Source organism: Alloacidobacterium dinghuense, from assembly GCF_014274465.1.
Taxonomy (GTDB): Bacteria; Acidobacteriota; Terriglobia; order Terriglobales; family Acidobacteriaceae; genus Alloacidobacterium; species Alloacidobacterium dinghuense.
On the sequence record NZ_CP060394.1, the window covers coordinates 1698681 to 1716548 of the forward strand.

Annotated in this window: 13 protein-coding genes; 8 read left to right on the forward strand and 5 right to left on the reverse strand. The window is 56.2% G+C overall.

The features are described 5' to 3' along the window. The first annotated feature begins 2 nt into the window (after nucleotides 1-2). Together H7849_RS06830 and H7849_RS06835 are read left to right on the forward strand one after the other, a co-directional pair. Complete coding sequence (locus H7849_RS06830; protein WP_251106664.1) at nucleotides 3-2651, forward strand: ABC transporter permease; 2649 nt, start codon at nucleotides 3-5, stop codon at nucleotides 2649-2651. A gap of 16 nt (nucleotides 2652-2667) precedes the next feature. Then, nucleotides 2668-5319, forward strand: a complete 2652-nt coding sequence (locus H7849_RS06835) for an ABC transporter permease (protein ID WP_251106665.1) — start codon at nucleotides 2668-2670, stop codon at nucleotides 5317-5319. Between the two features lie 15 nt (nucleotides 5320-5334). Here the strand turns inward: H7849_RS06835 and H7849_RS06840 are convergent, their stop codons facing one another. Together H7849_RS06840 and H7849_RS06845 are read right to left on the reverse strand one after the other, a co-directional pair. Then, entirely contained in the window at nucleotides 5335-5682 is a 348-nt protein-coding gene (locus tag H7849_RS06840) for a hypothetical protein (RefSeq protein ID WP_186745190.1), read from the reverse strand. Nucleotides 5683-5764: 82 nt separating this feature from the next. Beyond that, complete coding sequence (locus tag H7849_RS06845) at nucleotides 5765-7195, reverse strand: glutamine synthetase family protein (protein ID WP_186745192.1); 1431 nt, start codon at nucleotides 7193-7195, stop codon at nucleotides 5765-5767. Between the two features lie 181 nt (nucleotides 7196-7376). Between H7849_RS06845 and H7849_RS06850 the strand changes: the two genes are divergently transcribed. The 5 genes from H7849_RS06850 to H7849_RS06870 all read left to right on the forward strand — a co-directional run bounded on the left by H7849_RS06850 (nucleotide 7377) and on the right by H7849_RS06870 (nucleotide 11929). Continuing rightward, a complete protein-coding gene (locus H7849_RS06850) occupies nucleotides 7377-8111 on the forward strand; it encodes a class I SAM-dependent DNA methyltransferase (RefSeq protein WP_186745194.1) in 735 nt (244 codons plus the stop codon). A 92-nt stretch (nucleotides 8112-8203) separates the two neighbouring features. Then, entirely contained in the window at nucleotides 8204-8587 is a 384-nt protein-coding gene (locus H7849_RS06855; protein ID WP_186745196.1) for a YybH family protein, read from the forward strand. Between the two features lie 33 nt (nucleotides 8588-8620). After that, on the forward strand, nucleotides 8621-9547 hold the full coding sequence (locus H7849_RS06860; protein ID WP_186745197.1) for an ABC transporter ATP-binding protein: 927 nt from the start codon (nucleotides 8621-8623) through the stop codon (nucleotides 9545-9547). Continuing rightward, nucleotides 9544-10239 (forward strand): hypothetical protein, encoded by a 696-nt coding sequence (locus H7849_RS06865; protein WP_186745199.1) that lies wholly within the window; start codon nucleotides 9544-9546, stop codon nucleotides 10237-10239. Before H7849_RS06860 ends, H7849_RS06865 begins: the two co-directional genes overlap by 4 nt. 172 nt (nucleotides 10240-10411) lie before the next feature. Then, nucleotides 10412-11929, forward strand: a complete 1518-nt coding sequence (locus H7849_RS06870) for a glycosyltransferase family 87 protein (RefSeq protein WP_186745201.1) — start codon at nucleotides 10412-10414, stop codon at nucleotides 11927-11929. Nucleotides 11930-12039: 110 nt separating this feature from the next. Here H7849_RS06870 and H7849_RS06875 read toward each other — a convergent pair whose 3' ends face one another. Further along, on the reverse strand, nucleotides 12040-13008 hold the full coding sequence (locus H7849_RS06875; protein WP_186745203.1) for a hypothetical protein: 969 nt from the start codon (nucleotides 13006-13008) through the stop codon (nucleotides 12040-12042). Between the two features lie 1038 nt (nucleotides 13009-14046). Between H7849_RS06875 and H7849_RS06880 the strand changes: the two genes are divergently transcribed. Next, a complete protein-coding gene (locus tag H7849_RS06880; RefSeq protein ID WP_186745205.1) occupies nucleotides 14047-14793 on the forward strand; it encodes a hypothetical protein in 747 nt (248 codons plus the stop codon). A 51-nt stretch (nucleotides 14794-14844) separates the two neighbouring features. On the opposite strand, the gene H7849_RS06885 is transcribed toward H7849_RS06880, so the two are convergent. After that, entirely contained in the window at nucleotides 14845-16323 is a 1479-nt protein-coding gene (locus H7849_RS06885) for an NADH-quinone oxidoreductase subunit N (RefSeq protein WP_186745207.1), read from the reverse strand. Next, entirely contained in the window at nucleotides 16320-17834 is a 1515-nt protein-coding gene (locus H7849_RS06890; protein ID WP_251106666.1) for a complex I subunit 4 family protein, read from the reverse strand. The genes H7849_RS06885 and H7849_RS06890 overlap by 4 nt, the downstream gene beginning before the upstream one ends. Between the last annotated feature and the right edge of the window lie 34 nt (nucleotides 17835-17868).

A 17868-nucleotide genomic window follows, 5' to 3' on the forward strand; every position in this document is an offset into this window, starting at 1 on the left:
AAATGCGCTGGCTGCATAAACTCTCGATGCAGTTACGAATGCTCTTTCATCGCAGCGAGGAAGGCGCACGCCTCGATGACGAACTCCAGTTCCATCTGGAGCACCAGATAGAAGAAAACATCGCCGCAGGCATGAATGCTGAAGAAGCGCGTCATGCTGCGTTGCGTTCCTTCGGCAATCCGACGGCACTCCGCGATCAGGCGCGCGATGCGTGGACGTGGAATTGGCTCGAACAACTCTGGCGAGAAATTCGCTACGGCGCGCGAACGCTCGCCCGGACGCCCGGTTTTTCCGTGATTGCAATTCTGGTGATGGGCCTGGGGATTGGCGCCAACGTTGCGCTCCTGACAGTCGTTCGCTCGGTGCTGCTTAAGCCGTTGCCGTTTAAGGATATCGACCGTCTCGTGCGGCTCTTTGAAGCAGACTCTCAGGGCAGGTTCCAGGACAACATCGTTGCTGGAGGAACATTCGCGTCATGGAAGGCGCAGGCGCACAGCTTCGACGACATGGCGATCATGAAGCATGTCGAATACAACCTCTCCGGCACCGGCGGCCAGCTCCCCGAACTCGCGAACGCTTATGTCGCGTCATGGAATGTCCTTCCCCTGCTGGGGGTGAAGCCGGCGCTTGGGCGAAGCTTTTCAGAAAGCGATGACAGGCGTGATGCGGATGCAGTCGTCATGCTTTCGTGGGGCTTGTGGAAGCGGCGTTATGGCGGTGATCCCGGCGTTCTTGGCAAAAGCATTCTGCTGGATGGAAAAGCGTACACGGTCATCGGCGTGTTTCCCGCGTGGTTCACCTATCCCGACGTGAAGACGCAGCTCTGGACGGCGCTATATCACGAAAGATCGCCCGAACTGATGCAGTTGCACACCGCGCACAACTTCGATGTGATCGCACGCCTCAAGCCTGGAGTCTCGATCCAGCAGGCCACCGTCGATTTGAGCGGGATTCAAGCCCAGATCCGGAGGCAGTTCCCCGACGGTCCGGTAATGGATGCTGCCAACATCCGCCCGCTTCTTGAAGCTGAGGTCCGTCACGTAAAGACCGGGCTCTACGTCGTCTTTGCCGCTACCGGATGCCTGCTACTGATTGCATGTTTGAACATCGCGAACCTGCTGGTGGCGCGGTCGGCTACGCGACGCAAGGAGGCGGCGATCCGCTGCGCATTGGGTGGAAGCAGGGCACGCCTGATCAGAGAACAAGTCATTGAGAGCATGCTTCTTTCCGCTGGAGGAGGAGCGCTCGGTCTTTTCTTTGCATCGATGATTCTCGCGTGGCTGCTCTCCACGCGTGACGATATTCCACGCGCCGACGCGATTCATATGGACGGCGTGGTCTTTCTGTTCACCGTCGGCGTGATTCTTCTGTGCGGTCTTTTCGCTGGACTTATTCCGGCACTTTCATCGAGCCATAAACAGCTTTTGAAAACCTTGCACGAGGCATCGCGGTCGGTCAGCGGCGGACGCGGCAGCACGCGTCTGCGCCAATTCCTGCTTGCGCTGGAAGTTGGATTGACTGTGATGCTGCTGATTGGAGCGGGATTGCTCCTCAAGAGCTATCGCCAGCTACGCGCTGTCGATCTCGGATGCGCCACGAACAACGTGCTCACCATGGACATCAATCTGCCCCAGGTCGGCTATGAATCCGCCGAAAAGCGTGTGGCTTTCTTCGAGCAGTTGCAGCAACGGGTGCGGCAGTTGCCGGGAGTACGCGGCGTCGGCATATCGACGGTCCTGCCCGGACAGAGCCACAGGCGTGATGACACCTTCAAAATTGCCGAACACCCGCCGTTGCCGCGTGGGGAGGTGCTCGATGCGGCGACGCGCTTTGTTGATCCCAGTTATTTCCAGGCCATGCAGATACCGCTCCTTCAGGGAAGGTTCATGCAACCCGGTGAACGCTATGCGCGCGCTCACTACGTCCTGATCAGCGAATCACTGGTTCGCCAATATTTTCCCGGTGAAGACGCTATCGGGAAACATATCGCTCCGGATCTGGGAGAGGGTAATAAGAGCTACGAAATTGTGGGAGTAGTTGGCGATGTACTGGAAGATCTCGGGAGCCCCGCAGAAGCGACGATCTACTACCCGCTCTATATGGGCACCGAGCGCTCTGCTATGCTCGCTGTGCGCACAGCATCCGATCCAATGGTTGTGGCCCTTCCAATTCAGAAGATCATCGCCCAAATGGATCGTGACCTTCCCGTAGCCAACATCCTCACGATGGACCAGATCCTGGGCCAGTCCACACTGAGCCAGAACTTCGATGCAAAACTGCTGCTCGCGTTCGCGGTGCTGTCTCTGCTGCTTTCTGCCGTCGGGCTCTTCGGCGTGCTGTCGTACATCGTAGCGCAGCGAACCACCGAGATTGGCGTTCGCATTGCGCTGGGAGCGAGGCGCGAAGAGGTGTTGAAACTCATGCTGCTCGATGGCCTTCGCCCGGCCCTGATCGGCCTCGTGATCGGCGTAGCGGCGAGCATCTGGGCTTCGCGCTTGATTCAGTCTTTGCTCTATGGAACGCGTCCCCTGGATCCCATTGTTTTTGTAGCGGTTTCTCTCGTGCTGTTGATGATTGCTGCCTTGTCCTGTGTCATGCCCGCATGGAAGGCTTCGCGGATCGATCCCATGCAGGCACTGCGAGCGGAGTAAATCAAGGAGGAGCACAATGCGCTGGCTTCAGAATCTCATGATGTCGTTCCAAATGCTTTTTCGGCGCGGTAAAGAAGGCGCGCGCCTGAACGATGAACTCCAGTTTCACCTCGAACAGCAGATCGCCGAAAACGTTGCGGCGGGCATGAGCGAAGAAGAAGCCCGCCACGCTGCGATGCGCAGCTTCGGCAATCCAACCGCGTTGCGCGATGAAACGCGCGGCACCTGGAATTGGAGCTGGCTTGAATCGCTCTTTCGTGACGCGCGCATCGCCTCTCGCACGCTGCTGCGGACGCCGAGTTTCGCGGTCGTTGCGACGCTGGTGATGGCCCTCGGCATCGGCGCGAATGTCGCTCTCTTCACCATTGTTCGCTCGGTCCTGCTCAAGCCGCTGCCGTTCAAAGATCCAAGCCAACTCCTCCGCTTGTATGAGCACAGTGCGTTCGGCGATTTCCCTTACAACCAGAGCGCGGGCGGCGTGTATGCCGAGTGGAAGAAGCAAAGCAAGAGCTTTTCTGACGTGGCGATTTTAGGTTATGCCGGCCACAACCTCTCCGGAAGCGGAGGCCAGCTTCCGGAAAATGTGCGCGCGGCAACCTTCTCCCACGATTTCCTCCCCACACTCGGAATCCAGCCGGCTATCGGCCGCAATTTTTCCGCGGCGGACGATCAGCCGTCCGCGAATGCAACCGTAATTTTGAGCTGGGGATTGTGGAAACGCCGCTTCGGCGGTAACCCGGCAATTCTTGGCCAGACCATTCTGCTCACCGCCAAGCCGTATACGATCATCGGCGTGATGCCAGCCTGGTTTGCGCTGCCAAACCAGGCAGTGCAGTTATGGGCACCGCTCTACCACGAAGAAAAACCTCAGTTGATGCAGGCCATCGACGATCATGACTTCAGGGTCATTGGGCGTCTCAAGCCTGGAGTAACCCAGACGCAGGCCGTGACAGATCTCTCGTTGATTACGCGCCGTATTCACGATGAGCATCGCGATCTGCCGTTTGTCAGCGACGGGGCGAATGCCAGGCCGCTTCTCGAATCGATCGTGGGTGACATGAAGAGGCCGCTCTACGTGCTTCTCGCTGCGACCGGGTGCGTTCTGCTGATTGCATGCCTCAATGTCGCCAATCTGCTTGTAGCTCGCTCGGCGGCGCGCCGCAAAGAGCTTGCCGTTCGAACGGCGCTGGGCGGCAGCAGACTGCGATTGCTGCGCGAACATCTGATGGAGAGCTTTCTGCTGTCAGCCGCTGGCGGCCTCATAGGTTGCGTGCTGGCGTATGCGGTATTGCAGTGGCTCATGAATGTCCGTCAGGACATGACTCGCGCCGAAGCCATTCACATGGATGGTGTTGTCGTTGCCTTCACCCTCGGAGTGATTGTTCTTTGCGCAATGTTTGCCGGATTGATCTCCGCAGCCTCCAGCAAGGGCGACCAGGTCCTTGCCGTACTCCAGGATTCCTCGCGCTCGCACAGCGCTGGATCTTCCCGCGCATCTCTGCGCAAGGTTCTGCTCTCGCTCGAACTGGGACTGACGGTGGTGCTCCTGATCGGAGCAGGGTTGTTGCTGAAGAGCTACGCGAAACTGCGCTCCGCGAATCTTGGCTGCATTACGCAGAACGTCTTAACGACGTACTTCGATCTGCCCGAAGCCCGTTATACGCAGATGACACAGCGCGTCAATTTCTTTGAAACGCTGCTCTCGCGGGTCCGCAATCTCCCCGGCGTTCGGGCTGCAGGGCTCGTCTTTCCGGTAGTTCCCGGCGATGGGTACGGCGGCGATCACGGATTCACCATTGCCGAGCATCCGCCATTGCCACTGGGTAAAGGAACGTTCGCGATCCATCGGTGGGCTGACCCTGGATACTTCGCTGCGATTGGGATTCCTCTTTTGCGCGGCCGGACCTTTGATGAAAACCAGCTCCCCGGCCATGCGACCCAAGTGATGATCAGCGAGGCTTTCGCGCGACAGTATTTTCCCGGCGAAGATCCTATTGGCAAGCATCTCAAGACTGATAGTGACAAACACGCATACGAGGTCATCGGAATAGTAGGCGACACGCGATTTGAAATCCCCGAACCGCCCCGGCCCATGATGTACTACGCCCTCTATGCCGCCGATGATATGAATGGCGCGGCACTGGTTGTGCGTTCCAATTACGATGTAACCCAGCTTGCGCTGCCCATTCAGCGAATTGTCCAGGAACTGGATCGTGACTTGCCGCTGTCCGACATTCTCACGATGGATCAGGTCATCGGGCGCAACACAATGGACGAAAGTTTCAACGCAGCCTTGCTGCTGGCGTTCGCTATGCTGTCCATGGTGCTTGCGGCAGTGGGCCTCTTCGGCGTGCTTTCCTACGTTGTCGCGCAGCGCACGACTGAAATCGGCATTCGCATGGCGCTTGGGGCGCAGCGCGAAGAGGTCATGCGTCTTATGCTGCGCGATGGGCTGCGTCCCGCGCTGGTTGGCCTGATTTTCGGATTGCTGGCGAGCGCTGGGGTAACTCGCCTGATCGCATCCATGCTGTACGGAACCAGCCCCTTCGATCCGGCGGTCTTTGTATTGGTAGCGTTGATGCTTCTGCTCGTTGCCGCAGCCGCTTGCGCATTGCCGGCGTGGCGTGCTTCCCACCTCGATCCAATGCAGGCGCTGCGCACAGAGTGAGCGGCTGGGGCACGCTCACTTCGCCGTCCTCTTTCTCTGGAGCTTCTTCGCCATTCGATAGGCTTGATCCAGAACCTGCAGGGCATCCGTGATCGTAGCCTCGCCTTCTACATCGAAGAGTCTCCACTTCTTGCCTTCTCGCATGGATTGATCTTCGTTCGCAAGCTTGTAAGCAAGCGAATTCGGACGATCCATGGTGCGCTTGTCCGGCAGTAGCGCAAAGACTACGCCTTCCCGATAAAACGCACGCATGCCGAACATCGGCCGCTCTGTTACCTCGGGCCATCGCAGCATCTCATCGCCAATGAGCGCAGAGACACGGCGCATCTCTTCCGAGACGCGGGCAAACTTGGGGCGTGACATCTGTCGGGAATTGGGCCGTGGTTTCATAAGCAAAATCGCCCCGGCCGAAGCCAGGGCGACGCAATCAACAACACAGTCTCTCTTAGAACTGGTTCCAGAGGAACTGGTTATAAACCTCGTGGTGGAATTGGACTTCCTGCGCCTTCACAAATGTTCCCAGCAGGCGCGGGCAGCGATCAGCCGACGCTTCCTTCAAGTCTGCGTAGCGAGCCTTCACATCTTCGCCCAGCAGCTTCGTCGTCCACGTGGCGTTGCGGAAGTTCTCAATCGCCGTGTAGATGTTGTCCGGCAGGTAGCGCTGTGCCTGACGCAGGTTCTCGATCTTCGCCGTGTCACCCTCGAGACCCGTCTTGAAGATGGAGTAGAGCACCAGATACGGATTCGCGTCCGGAGCCACCGCACGCACCTCAACTCGCATGCTCTTCTCGTTGCCGATCGGGATGCGCACCATCGAGCCGCGATCCGTTGCCGAGGCCTTTAGCTGGTTAGGAGCCTCAAAGTGCGGGTCGAGTCGCCGGTATGCATTCACACTAGAATTCATCACCAGGCAGAAGTCATTGCCGTGCGTCAGAATGCGGTCCGTGAACTCCCATCCCAGCTTCGAGAGCATTTCCTCGCCCTTCGGATCCCAGAACAGGTTCTTGCCTTCCTTGCTGATGGAGACATTCGTATGCATGCCGCTTCCGTTCACGCCGACCACCGGCTTTGGCAGGAACGAGGCCGTCATGCCCAACTTGGTCGCCACCTGGCGGCAGACCAGCTTGTAGAGCTGGATCTGGTCCGCGGCTCCAATCACTTCGCCGTAGCCGTAGTTAATCTCAAACTGCGAAGGCGCTACTTCCGGATGGTCCTTTTCGTTCTGGAAGCCCATCGCGCGCAACACTTCGGCGGTCGTGTCAATAAAGGAGCGTAGTGGGTCTCCGGGCAGCGAGTGATAGTAGCCGCCAGTGTTCACGTATTCAAACCTGCGGGTGTCCGGGAAGCGCCTCTCCGCGTCCATTCCCGCAAAGATGAAGCCTTCGATCTCGTTGGCGGCGTTCATCGTGTATCCGTGTTTGCTGTAAAGCTGATCGGCAAAACCTTTCAAAATGCCGCGGATGTCCGCCGCATAAGGTGTGCCGCTCTTGTCGATGACGTCGCCAAACACCAGCACCTTGCCGGGGCCAAAGATATCCGCCGGTCCCCAGTAAAACGATCCCCAGTCAATGCCGAGGCGAAGGTCGCTCTCGCGCTGTGCGGTAAATCCGCGAATCGACGAGCCATCGAACGTAAGGTTGTCGTAGCTCTTGATCAGGAACTTCTTGTCATAGTCCAGCATGTGCAGGCGGCCTTCAAGGTCGCTGAACAGTACGGTGACCGCCTTGATCTCCTTGGTGTCGGTCAGGTATTTCAGGCGTTCTTCCTGAATCTTGTCAGGGGCGACACGCTTCATCCGCTGTTCTTTTGCACTCAGGTTTTTTTCTTCCAGCTCTGCATATGAGAGCGACAGGAAACTACGAAGTTCGTTGGACATGCATCTCCTCTGGATGGGTTTAGTGAAAGCCCACCGTGGCTCCGCCCGTCAGCATAAGACAGGCAAGCTCGACCTGGCTCGTTTTTCTCTCTAAACAGGTTATCGTGACAGTATAAGGAAGTCTCCGTTATCAGAAAAAGTAATTCTGTAAATAGAAATTCATTATGGGGAGCTCGAGTCGATGCCAGCCTACGATAACGCTACCTACGGCAACCGCATCGCCAGCATATACGACGACTTTATCCAGATTTCGCTGGAGCAAACGCAAGCTGCTGTGGAAGCCCTGGCGGCGATGGCGAAAGACGGTCCCGTGCTTGAGTTGGGAATCGGAACCGGTCGAATTGCCCTGCCACTCAGCGACAAGGGCCTCGCCGTCCACGGCATCGATGCATCTACGCAGATGATCGACGAATTGCGCAAGAAACCCCGCGGCAACGCAATTCCAGTAACCATGGGAGACTTCTCAGAAGTAGCCGTCGAAGGCAGGTTCGGGCTGATTTATGTCGTCTTCAATACCTTCTTCTCATTACTCACGCAGGAAGACCAGGTGCGGTGTTTCGCCAATGTCGCCAAACACCTTCTGCCCGACGGAGTCTTTGTCATCGAGGCCTTCGTTCCTGATCCGCCCCGCTTCATTGGCAACCAAAATGTTGTCGCTTCCAAAGTAGACGTAGATGAAGTTCGACTGGATGTAACACGCTACGATCCGCTGCAGCAACTCCTGAAGGCCCAACATCTCGTCATCGCAAACGGAACGATCCAGACCTATCCCATTCAGCTTCGCTACGCGTGGCCGAGCGAGCTTGACCTCATGGCGCGACTCGCAGGTCTCAAACTCAAGGAACGTTGGAGCAACTGGCAGCGCTCGCCCTTTACATCAGGAGCCACCTCGCACATCTCGATCTACCACGCATGAAGCGTGAGATATTTTCATCGGAAATGTTCAGCGATGTCGTATCGTGAGTAGTCGTCAAAAGGCCCCTTTACCTGACTACATCGAGGTGATCTATGAGCGTTTCCCAAACTGTGCAATCTGCTATGCAGCAGACCAATGATCTATTCTGTTCGGCGGTTGTAAAGAATCGACAGATCGATGTTCTCGACAACATCTACACCGCGAATGCGCGCATCCTTCCACCCGGCACCGACCTCATTGAGGGCCGCGCTCAAATCAAGAACTTCTGGGAGCAGGCGATCGCGGCTCTCGCGGTGACCGATGCCACACTTGCCACTGTGGATGCCGAAACAGCGGGCGACAGCGTCATTGAGATTGGCCGCGCCGATCTCACGCTGGAGGGCGGGCAGAAGGTGGCCGTCAAGTACGTCGTCCATTGGAAACAGGAAGACGGCAGGTGGAAGTGGAACACGGACATCTGGAACATGAACCAGTGACGTCGCGGCTAAGACGCATGAGACAATGCCGCTGTGCCTGCAGCCCTGGAGTTTCAAAGCACAAGCAAGCATTTCGGCGCGCATGCGGCTCTCGATAGCCTCTCCTTGACGCTCGAACGCGGCGAAATCCTCGGCTTTCTGGGTCCAAACGGCGCAGGGAAAACAACAGCCATCCATCTCGCTCTCGGATTCCTAAGGCCGACAGAAGGCGGCGGGGTGATTCTCGGCAGACCATTCGGAGACACAGCCACGCGCGCGAGAATCGGCTTTCTACCGGATTCTCCTTCTTTCTTCGCAGGATCCGCAAATGCCGCTGTCGAACTCGCCGGTCGCCTGAACAACACGCGCAATCCGCGACTGCGCGAGCGAAGCAGGGAACTCCTTTCGCAGCTCAACCTCGCCTCCGCGGGGAAAGACGCGCGCCGTTTCTCGCGCGGCTTGCAGCAAAGGCTGGGAATGGCGCAGGCCTTGGTCAACGATCCGGACCTGCTCATCCTCGACGAGCCGACTTCAGCGCTCGATCCTCCCGGGGTGCTCGAAGTGCGGGAGCTTCTGAAAGCAGCCCGCAGCGAAGGGAAGAGTATTTTCTTCAGTTCGCATCAGCTCTCAGAAGTGGAGCAGGTTTGCGACCGCATCGCCTTTCTCGATCATGGCAGATTGCTGCGTCACGGACCTCTAGCCAGTTTTCTCGAAGACAGCGGCCGCATGGAAGTAGTGATCCAAGGGCTACCCGCGGATGCTGAGGCCATGTTGCAGTACCAGCAATTCCACAGCGGATCTTCGGAAGCTGGACAGCATTTCGTAATTCCCGCACACATGCAGCGGGAATTCATCGAGCAAATCTGGGCGGCCGGCGGAACCCTCAAGAGCGTCACCCCACTGCGCCGTACACTTGAAGAGCTTTTCATTGCCTGGTCTGAAGACGCGTCTGAAAATGCCTCGAGGAAGCCGGAAGCATGATCAAAGCGTGGCTCGTCGCGCAGCGTCTGCTCTGGCAGAATCGCTGGCTCTTTCTCATGCTGATGCTCTGGCCATACATCATGGCCGCGATCCTCTGCGTTGGTGGCCAGCCCGATCCCGACGACGTGCTCTGGATGCTGCATCAGGAATGCTTCGCCGGACTGGCGCTCGTCGCCGTCACGGCGAGCACGCTTCTCGGCAACGAGCAACGATCAAGGCGAATCGTGATGGTGCTGTCGCGATCCGTGAGCAGGCCTCAATATCTCCTCTCTCTGCTGATCGCAACCTGGCTGCCGCTGCTGCTCTACGTCAGCGGATTCGTCCTGAGCGGAATCTTCATGGCCAACCTTCTCGGCAGACCCTGTCGAGGCGTTGTGGTGATGGCAGGAGCGCAGTTGGTGCTGGGAGTCTGGGCAGGAGCCCTGAGTATCTTCTGGTCGATCCTCGTGCCCCAGATTGTCGCCTCCATCGTCTCCATGGCCTGCGTCGGTCTGGCGGTTTTCGTAGGCCAGACGGGAATGATCGGCCCCGCCAGACTGCTGCTGGCCTTGTTTCAAACATCCATCTCAGGCAAGAACATCCCGTCGAACATTGGATTGGACGCTATCTTGACTTTAGGTGCAGGAGCAGTCTGGTTCGCGATTGCATCATGGCTCTTCAGTCGCCGCGACTTGAACCTGCTGGCGGACTAGAACAGAATCCCGAGGTCAGCGACATCGCATCGTTTAACGCATGCGCTCCGCAGATTACGAAACGAAACGCGTTTACCATTGTTGACACAATCGATTGATCGACATAGCATCCGGGCTATCTCCTCGGGCTTGGAAGCAATTCATCCCTAAGTGGTAGCAGAGGAGGTTTTTTGTGCAATCTGAGCCCGCCCCTTTCGTCTTGTCTCATCTCTTGCGCGTCTCGATCGCTTTGTGGCTCGGCGGCGCGTTCGGAGTTTTTTCCTTCGCCGGTGCCAAAGGGCTCGGAGCACCGATCTGGCTTGCCATTTTTGTTGCTGTTGGCGTCGTGGCAACCGTCGCATGGGCGTGCTGGAAGTGCCCGGTTATTTCGCTGGACAAGAACGCGGCGTCCTCTGCATTGACCATCCTGTTTCTGCTTGCAGCGATTGCGTCGCTCGTCCATTTGGTGCGGCTGTGTGTCTTTATCGTTAACCCGGCAGCAGTAGGCTACGCCCTTGGCCCGCATCGCGGTGTGGGACTCCCGCCCAGCCATTTGTGCATGACGGCTTACTTCGTGGCTGCTCAATCAACAGCGACGGTGCCCAATATCTATGACGAATACAAGCTGTATTCACTTCCGACGCAAAATCCAGATGCTCCGCGGAAGGCACGCACCATCGGACAATTCGACATCGATGCCTACGAGTATCCGCCGCCATTTCTACTATTGCCTCGAACACTCGCGCTGGTGGCGCCGCAATTTCTGAGCTTTCGCATGCTTTGGTTCGCGCTCTATGGTTCGCTCGTGCTTATCGGACTCCTGGCAGTGACGCGAATCTTCGATCCAGTCGTCGGAACGCGCGTGCTGCTGCTCTCGCCACTGGTGCTAGGCGCTGAGGTCACGATCGGCACGCTGCAGGTTGAAAATCTGCAGGCTGCCGTGATTGCACTCGCCATGCTTGCCATGGTGTTTTTTATGCGGGGTAGATACGCGGCTGGCGGTGCTCTGTTGGCATTCGCAACTGTCAGCAAGTTGTTCCCAGCTATGTTGATTGTTTATCTGGTCGTGCGGCGTGAGTGGCGTGCAGTTGCGTGGACGGTTGGCGCGTGCGCTGCACTGGTGGGAATTTCCCTGCTGGACACAGGCAGCGCACCGTATCACGCGTTTATTCACCAACTGCCGAAATTGTTAAGCGGTGAGGCGTTCCCGGTTTTCCGCCGCCCCGGCGCGATCGCAACAAATTTATCCGTCCCCGGCTTGTTCTTCAAGCTGAAGTTATTTGGCCTGCCCAATGGATCGTTCGCGCTGATGAAGATCGTCGGTTCGATTTATACACTGATCGTTCTTGCCGCCACGGTGGTTATCGGGATGAGAAAGCTAAGCCGCAATGAGCAACCATTGATATGGCTGACGATCCTGATCCTGGCTTCGCTACGCAGTCCGTTCCTTCCATCCTACGGGCTCTTTCCTGTGTTGTGGCTCCTGATTTTGCTGACGGCGACAGTAGTGCCTGCAGCTCGCGCGCTTGGTTTGATGTTGGTTGCCTGGGCAGCATTGAACAAAGCGGTGCCAGTCTTTACTGCGGATCCAAGGATCATTGCGGCGATGGCGTTCGTGTCGCAGGCAATCATCGTTGTGTTGCTTGTCGTGGTATGGAGACGGAGTAAGGAATCACCTGTCGGCATGCAGGCAGAGTCTTCTTTTCCTTAATGAGGAGGCACGGCATTTCTCAGTGCAGTACTATTCTTGTGCGACATGTAGTGAGTTCCAGATGCTGTTCCCGAGAGGAATCGGATGAAGACCTTCCTGCGTCACATCGCCTAACCGATGCGCTCCCCAGTGAAGTGCGTGCCCATATCAATTTGCGCGTAAACACGCCACGTGCCTGCCTTTTTTACCGCGACAATAATCATCTGTTGCGCAGTCTGAGGGTATCCGAATAGCCCCGACCCAACAGCGATCCGGCCATAGGCTTCGAACGTGCCTCCATTCCCGTTGGAAAAATCACCATTGGCACGGATCTGCTGGGAAATATGTTGTCCCGTAATTCCTGTCGTTCTGCCCTGCGGATCGATATGAGCAGCCGCCAGATTCGCGCCATTCACCATGAAGCAGTAGCAACAGCCCGTGAACTGCGTGGTCAGCATCAGATCGCAATTAGTGTCTACGCTGGAGAGCGTTGCTTGAATGTTGCCGAGATTATTCTGCACATTTCCATAGGGCGTGGCGGGCACATTGATCGCATCCTCGGTAATGAGTCCCTTGAAGGGCATATTGCAATCCAGGTTGTATATCCCATTCTCCATGTAAAACCCATAGGAGAACCGCTGCCCCTGCGGTCTTCCGTTAACGATTAGCTTGTGCTGGTTCAGGAAGCTCTTCGGATGGGTCTTCAGCAGATTGAGGTTTTCCCGCGCGGCCGCGGGCGAACTCAATAGTTTGTCCCGCGACGCTTCAAGCGCCCATGTGTACGGATTCGCAAAAGTGTGAGTGCTATTGTTGACTTGCGCTGCGGTCGCCGCCCATTGTGTTTCTGGTTCCACGAGCGCGCATTTCACTAGAATCGTAGCCCGACGGTAGGTGCGGTCCACTTGATTCTTCGGGCGGTTGGGCGCTTTCTCTTGCGACATCAAGACGCTCAAGGTGCGACGCGTTTGCGCCGATGCGGTTCGCCGCCATGTGTTCAACGCCTGAACGATCGTATTGAAGTCACCGGCAAAATTTGGGGGCTGATGTGTGCGGATAAACTGAATGGTCTCCTGCAGTCGAACCTCGACATCTTTGGACATCTGGCTTGAAAATCCTTTCGTGCGCTACAAATCCGCTCCAAGAAAGAATCTTATCGGTATTTCGTAATCCACCACACCGAATCTCTGCGTCACCCGAATAGGAAGACAATCCTAAGTAACGCTGGGAAGTTATGTGAACCGCATCGTATCGGGTGCTTTTCTGGCAATCAGTGTTCCTTGGTTTCTACGGGCTCCTCCGAACAGGCTTTGGCATGGAGGGCGCATCCGTACCAGGGCAGTCAGGCAACTGGCCTATCTCATCTGGAGTGCAGATCGTTTTCGCTAATGTTGTGACGAACTCTCCCTTAACCAACCTGCTGCGCGTAAAGGTGAATCCGCACTCAGTCTTGGTCTGTAAGCTCCAGTCTCCAAGCAAGCTATTTTGCTCGATTAGTTCGAGTTTGCTTCCGTTCCAGCGATACGTACTTTCTTGCCATGTGCCACCTTGCCAGTCTTCTCGCTCGGTTAGGGTCTTGTTCTCTGGATGAGCCTCAAGGTTCACGGCTATTTCCGTGAGTTCCTTTGAATAAACCGCTGTCAAGGGGGTAATTGCGAAGAAATTATTTAACCCATTCATTCTAAAAGGAAAATACCTCATTCAATTTGGCGTGTTCTTCCCATCAATCCCGTAAAATAGAAATAGTGGAATAGAAAAGCCCGCCGACCTTGGCGGGCTTTCTTATTGAAACTAAGATACTTACCCGTAAAGCAAGTATTTTCAAATAGTTGCGGTTATCTTTGCAAAGATCCAATGTTATCAGGAGTTTAGCTGACCCCGGGTATATCGCTCTGGAGATTACTTCGGTAGTGTCCTAATTTGATCTGCATCACGGCCTCCGGTAGCAGCATTTGGTGTATCCAAGCCGAAACAGTCTTGTCTCTGGCCCTGGCGGGATTCGATCTTTTGCAACTCATCCGCTGTAAGCCGTACGCGCAGCCTGACCCCTTCGCGTTTCCCCTTGGGTAGAATGCAAAGATGACTAGGCAGACGCAGCAGATGATGCCAAGAGCTACGGCGCAGAGAGCGGAAGGGGGAACGTGTCAGAAATCCAAACCTTAACGGAACGCATTCGTGAATTAAGTGGCGCCGTCGATTTTTGGAATGTGGTTATGCTCTGGGGGCTGGGCATAGCCGCATTCGCCGCCGTCCTTATCGTAATTTCGACTCGCCTTATCGTAGTGAGAACCGGGCAACAATCCTCTGCGCAAGGTCTATTGGATGCAGCGAAAGATAGGCAATTGGAAGCTGATCTAAAAGCAAAAGACCTAAAAATCGCGGAGTTGAAGGATTCAACGGCAATTCTTGAAAATGAAAACCTTCGAGTTAAGCAGCAACTAAGCCAGCAGGGTCACCGGAGCGCACTGCTGCTCGCGTCCCAGAAGCAATTCGGTAATGCCATGAAGGGATTCTCCGGGCAAAAATTCGAGCTGGCAGTTTGCCCAAGCCTACTGAACGATTGGGAAGTGAATAATTTCAAGATGGTTCTCTGGGCCACGCTCAACCACAATGCGGGTTGGGCTTGGATTTCCCCCGAACGGGAGATCGGCGTTTGCACCGATGGGCTCGGGATATTCGTTCGCTCGACTGCGCCGCCACATACGAAAGAAGCCGCACAAGCACTATCGCTCAATCTCGATAAGGTTCTAGGGAAAAGGATGGTAGGCAAGATATCCGCTGGGCAAGTGGGGTTTGCTGTCACTACCCGACCGAATCCGCCCGCAGTCTTGGGTGAAGAATCCTCGAGTGACGACGTAATTCTTATCCACGTTGGAGCGCATCCATAGGCAATATAGATGGGGCAGACCAGCGCCAGTGTCCAAATTAGGGCACTACCATTACTTCGAAGCGGTAGTCGCCCCGGGAAGCGAAAGCGTGTTCGCGCCGGCTTTGGCAAGCGCCAGCACGCGCCCCGGTGCAATGCCCAGAATCAGGGTAGCGGCAACCGTCAGCAGCAGCGCAAACAACAGCGGCACGGAAGCGCGAGGAATCCCATCGAGCAGATCGCTGTGAACCGGCTTCGAATAGGCCGTGGCCACCACGCGCAAGTAGTAATAGGCTGCGATGCCGCTGTTCACCAGACCGATGATGGTCAGCCACACCAGTCCTGAATGCAGCGCCGAAGCAAATACATAGAACTTGCCGAAGAATCCACCGGTAAAGGGAATTCCAATCAGCGAAATCAGGAAGAAAGCCATCGTAGCGCCAAGCAACGGCGAGCGATACGCGAGTCCCCGATAATCCTGAATCAGCGTCAGGCGGTCGTTCATGCCCCCGGCATGTGAAAGAACAACAAAGATGCCGACATTCATCGCCGCGTAGCTGAGCGTGTAAAAGCTTGCTGCCGCGATGCCATCCGGCGAGAGAGCCGTGAACGCCACCAGCAGATAGCCCGCATGCGCAATCGACGAATAGGCCAGCATGCGCTTCACATTCTGCTGCCGCAGCGCACCCAGGTTGCCAATCGTCATCGAGAGCGCAGCCATCCACCAGATCAGCGGTTGCCAATGGTTGTGCAGCGCGGGGAAGGCAACAAATAGAACTCGCAGCAGAACAGCAAATGCGGCAGCCTTGGGCGCAGTCGACATAAGTGCGACGACAGCAGCCGGTGCGCCTTCATAAACATCCGGTGTCCAAACCTGGAACGGAGCCGCCGAGACCTTGAAGCCGAGACCAATGAGAATCATGGCGACGCCAATGGTCGCCAGAATAGGTGTCTGGCTCGTAGTCAGGAGCCCGGCAATCTTGCCGATATCCGTCGTACCGGTAGCGCCAAAGATCAGCGCGATCCCATAAAGAGTGAAAGCCGTAGCGAACGAACCAAGCAGAAAATACTTGAGCGCCGCCTCAGGTCCCTTGGCGCTCTTCCGGCGGAAGCCCGCCATGATGTAAGTCGAGATCGACGAAATTTCGAGGCCTATAAAGACCAGCAGCAGCTCAACCGCGCTCGTCATCAGCATCATTCCGACGGCCCCGAGGCAAATCAGAGCAAAGAGTTCGCCGAGTCCTTCGGTATCAGGAGTCGCCGCATCGAGCGTTGCCAGAAGGGTCGCCAGCACGATGCCCGCGATCACTACATGAAAGAAGACGCTGAAGGCATCCGTCTGGACGGTGCCGAAGAAAGCAGTGCCCGCCGGCAACTGGAGCTGCCAGAAACTCGAAACAAGAGCCGCAAGGGTACCAAGAACGGAGAGCCATCCGAGCGGCTTGCGGCTGGACTCCTTCGCAAGCAACGGTTCGGCCAGCATGACAATCACGCCGGTGATCGTGAGAATGACCTCGGGAAGAATCCGATAGAGCTGCGGTACGTCGGTCATCGTTTCTCCGCCACGTTCGTCGTAAGAGTTGAGGTTGCATGTGCGACGTTCTGTACCAACCCATCCACGGCGCCGTTGATCGCGCGAATCCAGTAGGGCGAAGCAACGCCAAGCACCAGCATCAGAATCGCAGCCGGAACCAGGGCGAGGCCTTCACGCGCCACCACATCGGGAACGGCCTTGTTTGCAACCAGCCGCGATTGCGGCCCATAGAAAAGCTTCTGAATCATCGAGAGCATATACCACGCGCTCAGAATGACACCGATGGTGGCAGCCGCGCCCCAGTAAGGATGCACGCCGAAACTCGAACTCAGGATAAGGAACTCGCCAACGAAGCCATTTAGAATCGGCAACCCGATCAATGAAAGCATGGTGATGACGTACAACGTCGCCATATTCGGCAAATTCGCCGACATGCCACCGTACTGCGTCATATCGTACGTTCCATACCGCTCATAAAGAATGCCGAACAGAATCAGCATGGCCGCGCCGGAAAGCTCGTGGTTCAGAATGTGAAAGACGGTGCCATTCAACCCCATAACCGTAAAGCAGAAGATCCCAAGAGTGCAGAAGCTGAGATGCCCGATGGTTGAAAATGCAAGGAACCGCTTTAGATCCGGCTGAACAAGAGCGATCAAAGCTCCGTAGAGAATGCCGATCACTGCGAGCGCGATCATCAACGGGGCAATCTCTCGCGACTGTGCAGGGAAGAGGCCGAGGTTAAAACGAATGATCGAATAAAGCCCAAGCTTGCCTGCGACCACCATGGCCATCGCCGTCGGCGCTTCGGAGAAGACGTCGCTCAGCCATCCGTGCAGTGGAAAGACTGGAACCTTGACCGCAAAGGCTACAAGGAACGCCAGCGAGACCCACCACAATGCTTGAGGAGCAAAGAGCGAAGCGTTCTGCGCCAGATATTGTTGCGTCTCGACGAAGTCGAAGGTGCCTGTTCTCGCATATAGCCACAACAGCCCCACGAGAAGCATCGCAGAAGGAATGAAGGTAAAGAGGAAGAACTTGATAGCTGCCTGCGGCCCGCGCGTGCGCCCGAACATGGCAATCAGAATCGCCATCGGAACCAGGGACAGTTCCCAGAATCCGTAGTAGAGGAACATATCGAGCGCGACGAAAATACCAAGCATTGCCGTCTGCTGGATCAGGAAGAGAAAATAAAATTCCTTGGTCCTGGTTTCAATTGCCTTCCACGAGGCAAGCACCGCCATCGGTCCCAGGAAACCGACGAGCACCACCAACCACATCGAGATACCATCGATGCCAAGGTGATAGCCAATCTTCGGGCTCGCGATCCAGGGACGGTTCTCTTCAAACTGAAAGCCGGCCTGTCCATATTGGAAGTAAGCCGGAAGGTGCAACGTGAGGCCGAAGGTCGCGAGCGTTACCAGCAACGTGAACCACTGGATTAACTTGCCCGTTCGTGGCAGCAGTGCGACCACAATCGCGCCTGCCAGGGGCACAAACGTAATCATCGATAAGATGGAATCGTTCAGCACGAATACGTTCCTTGCTTCAATCCTTTGTTAGGGC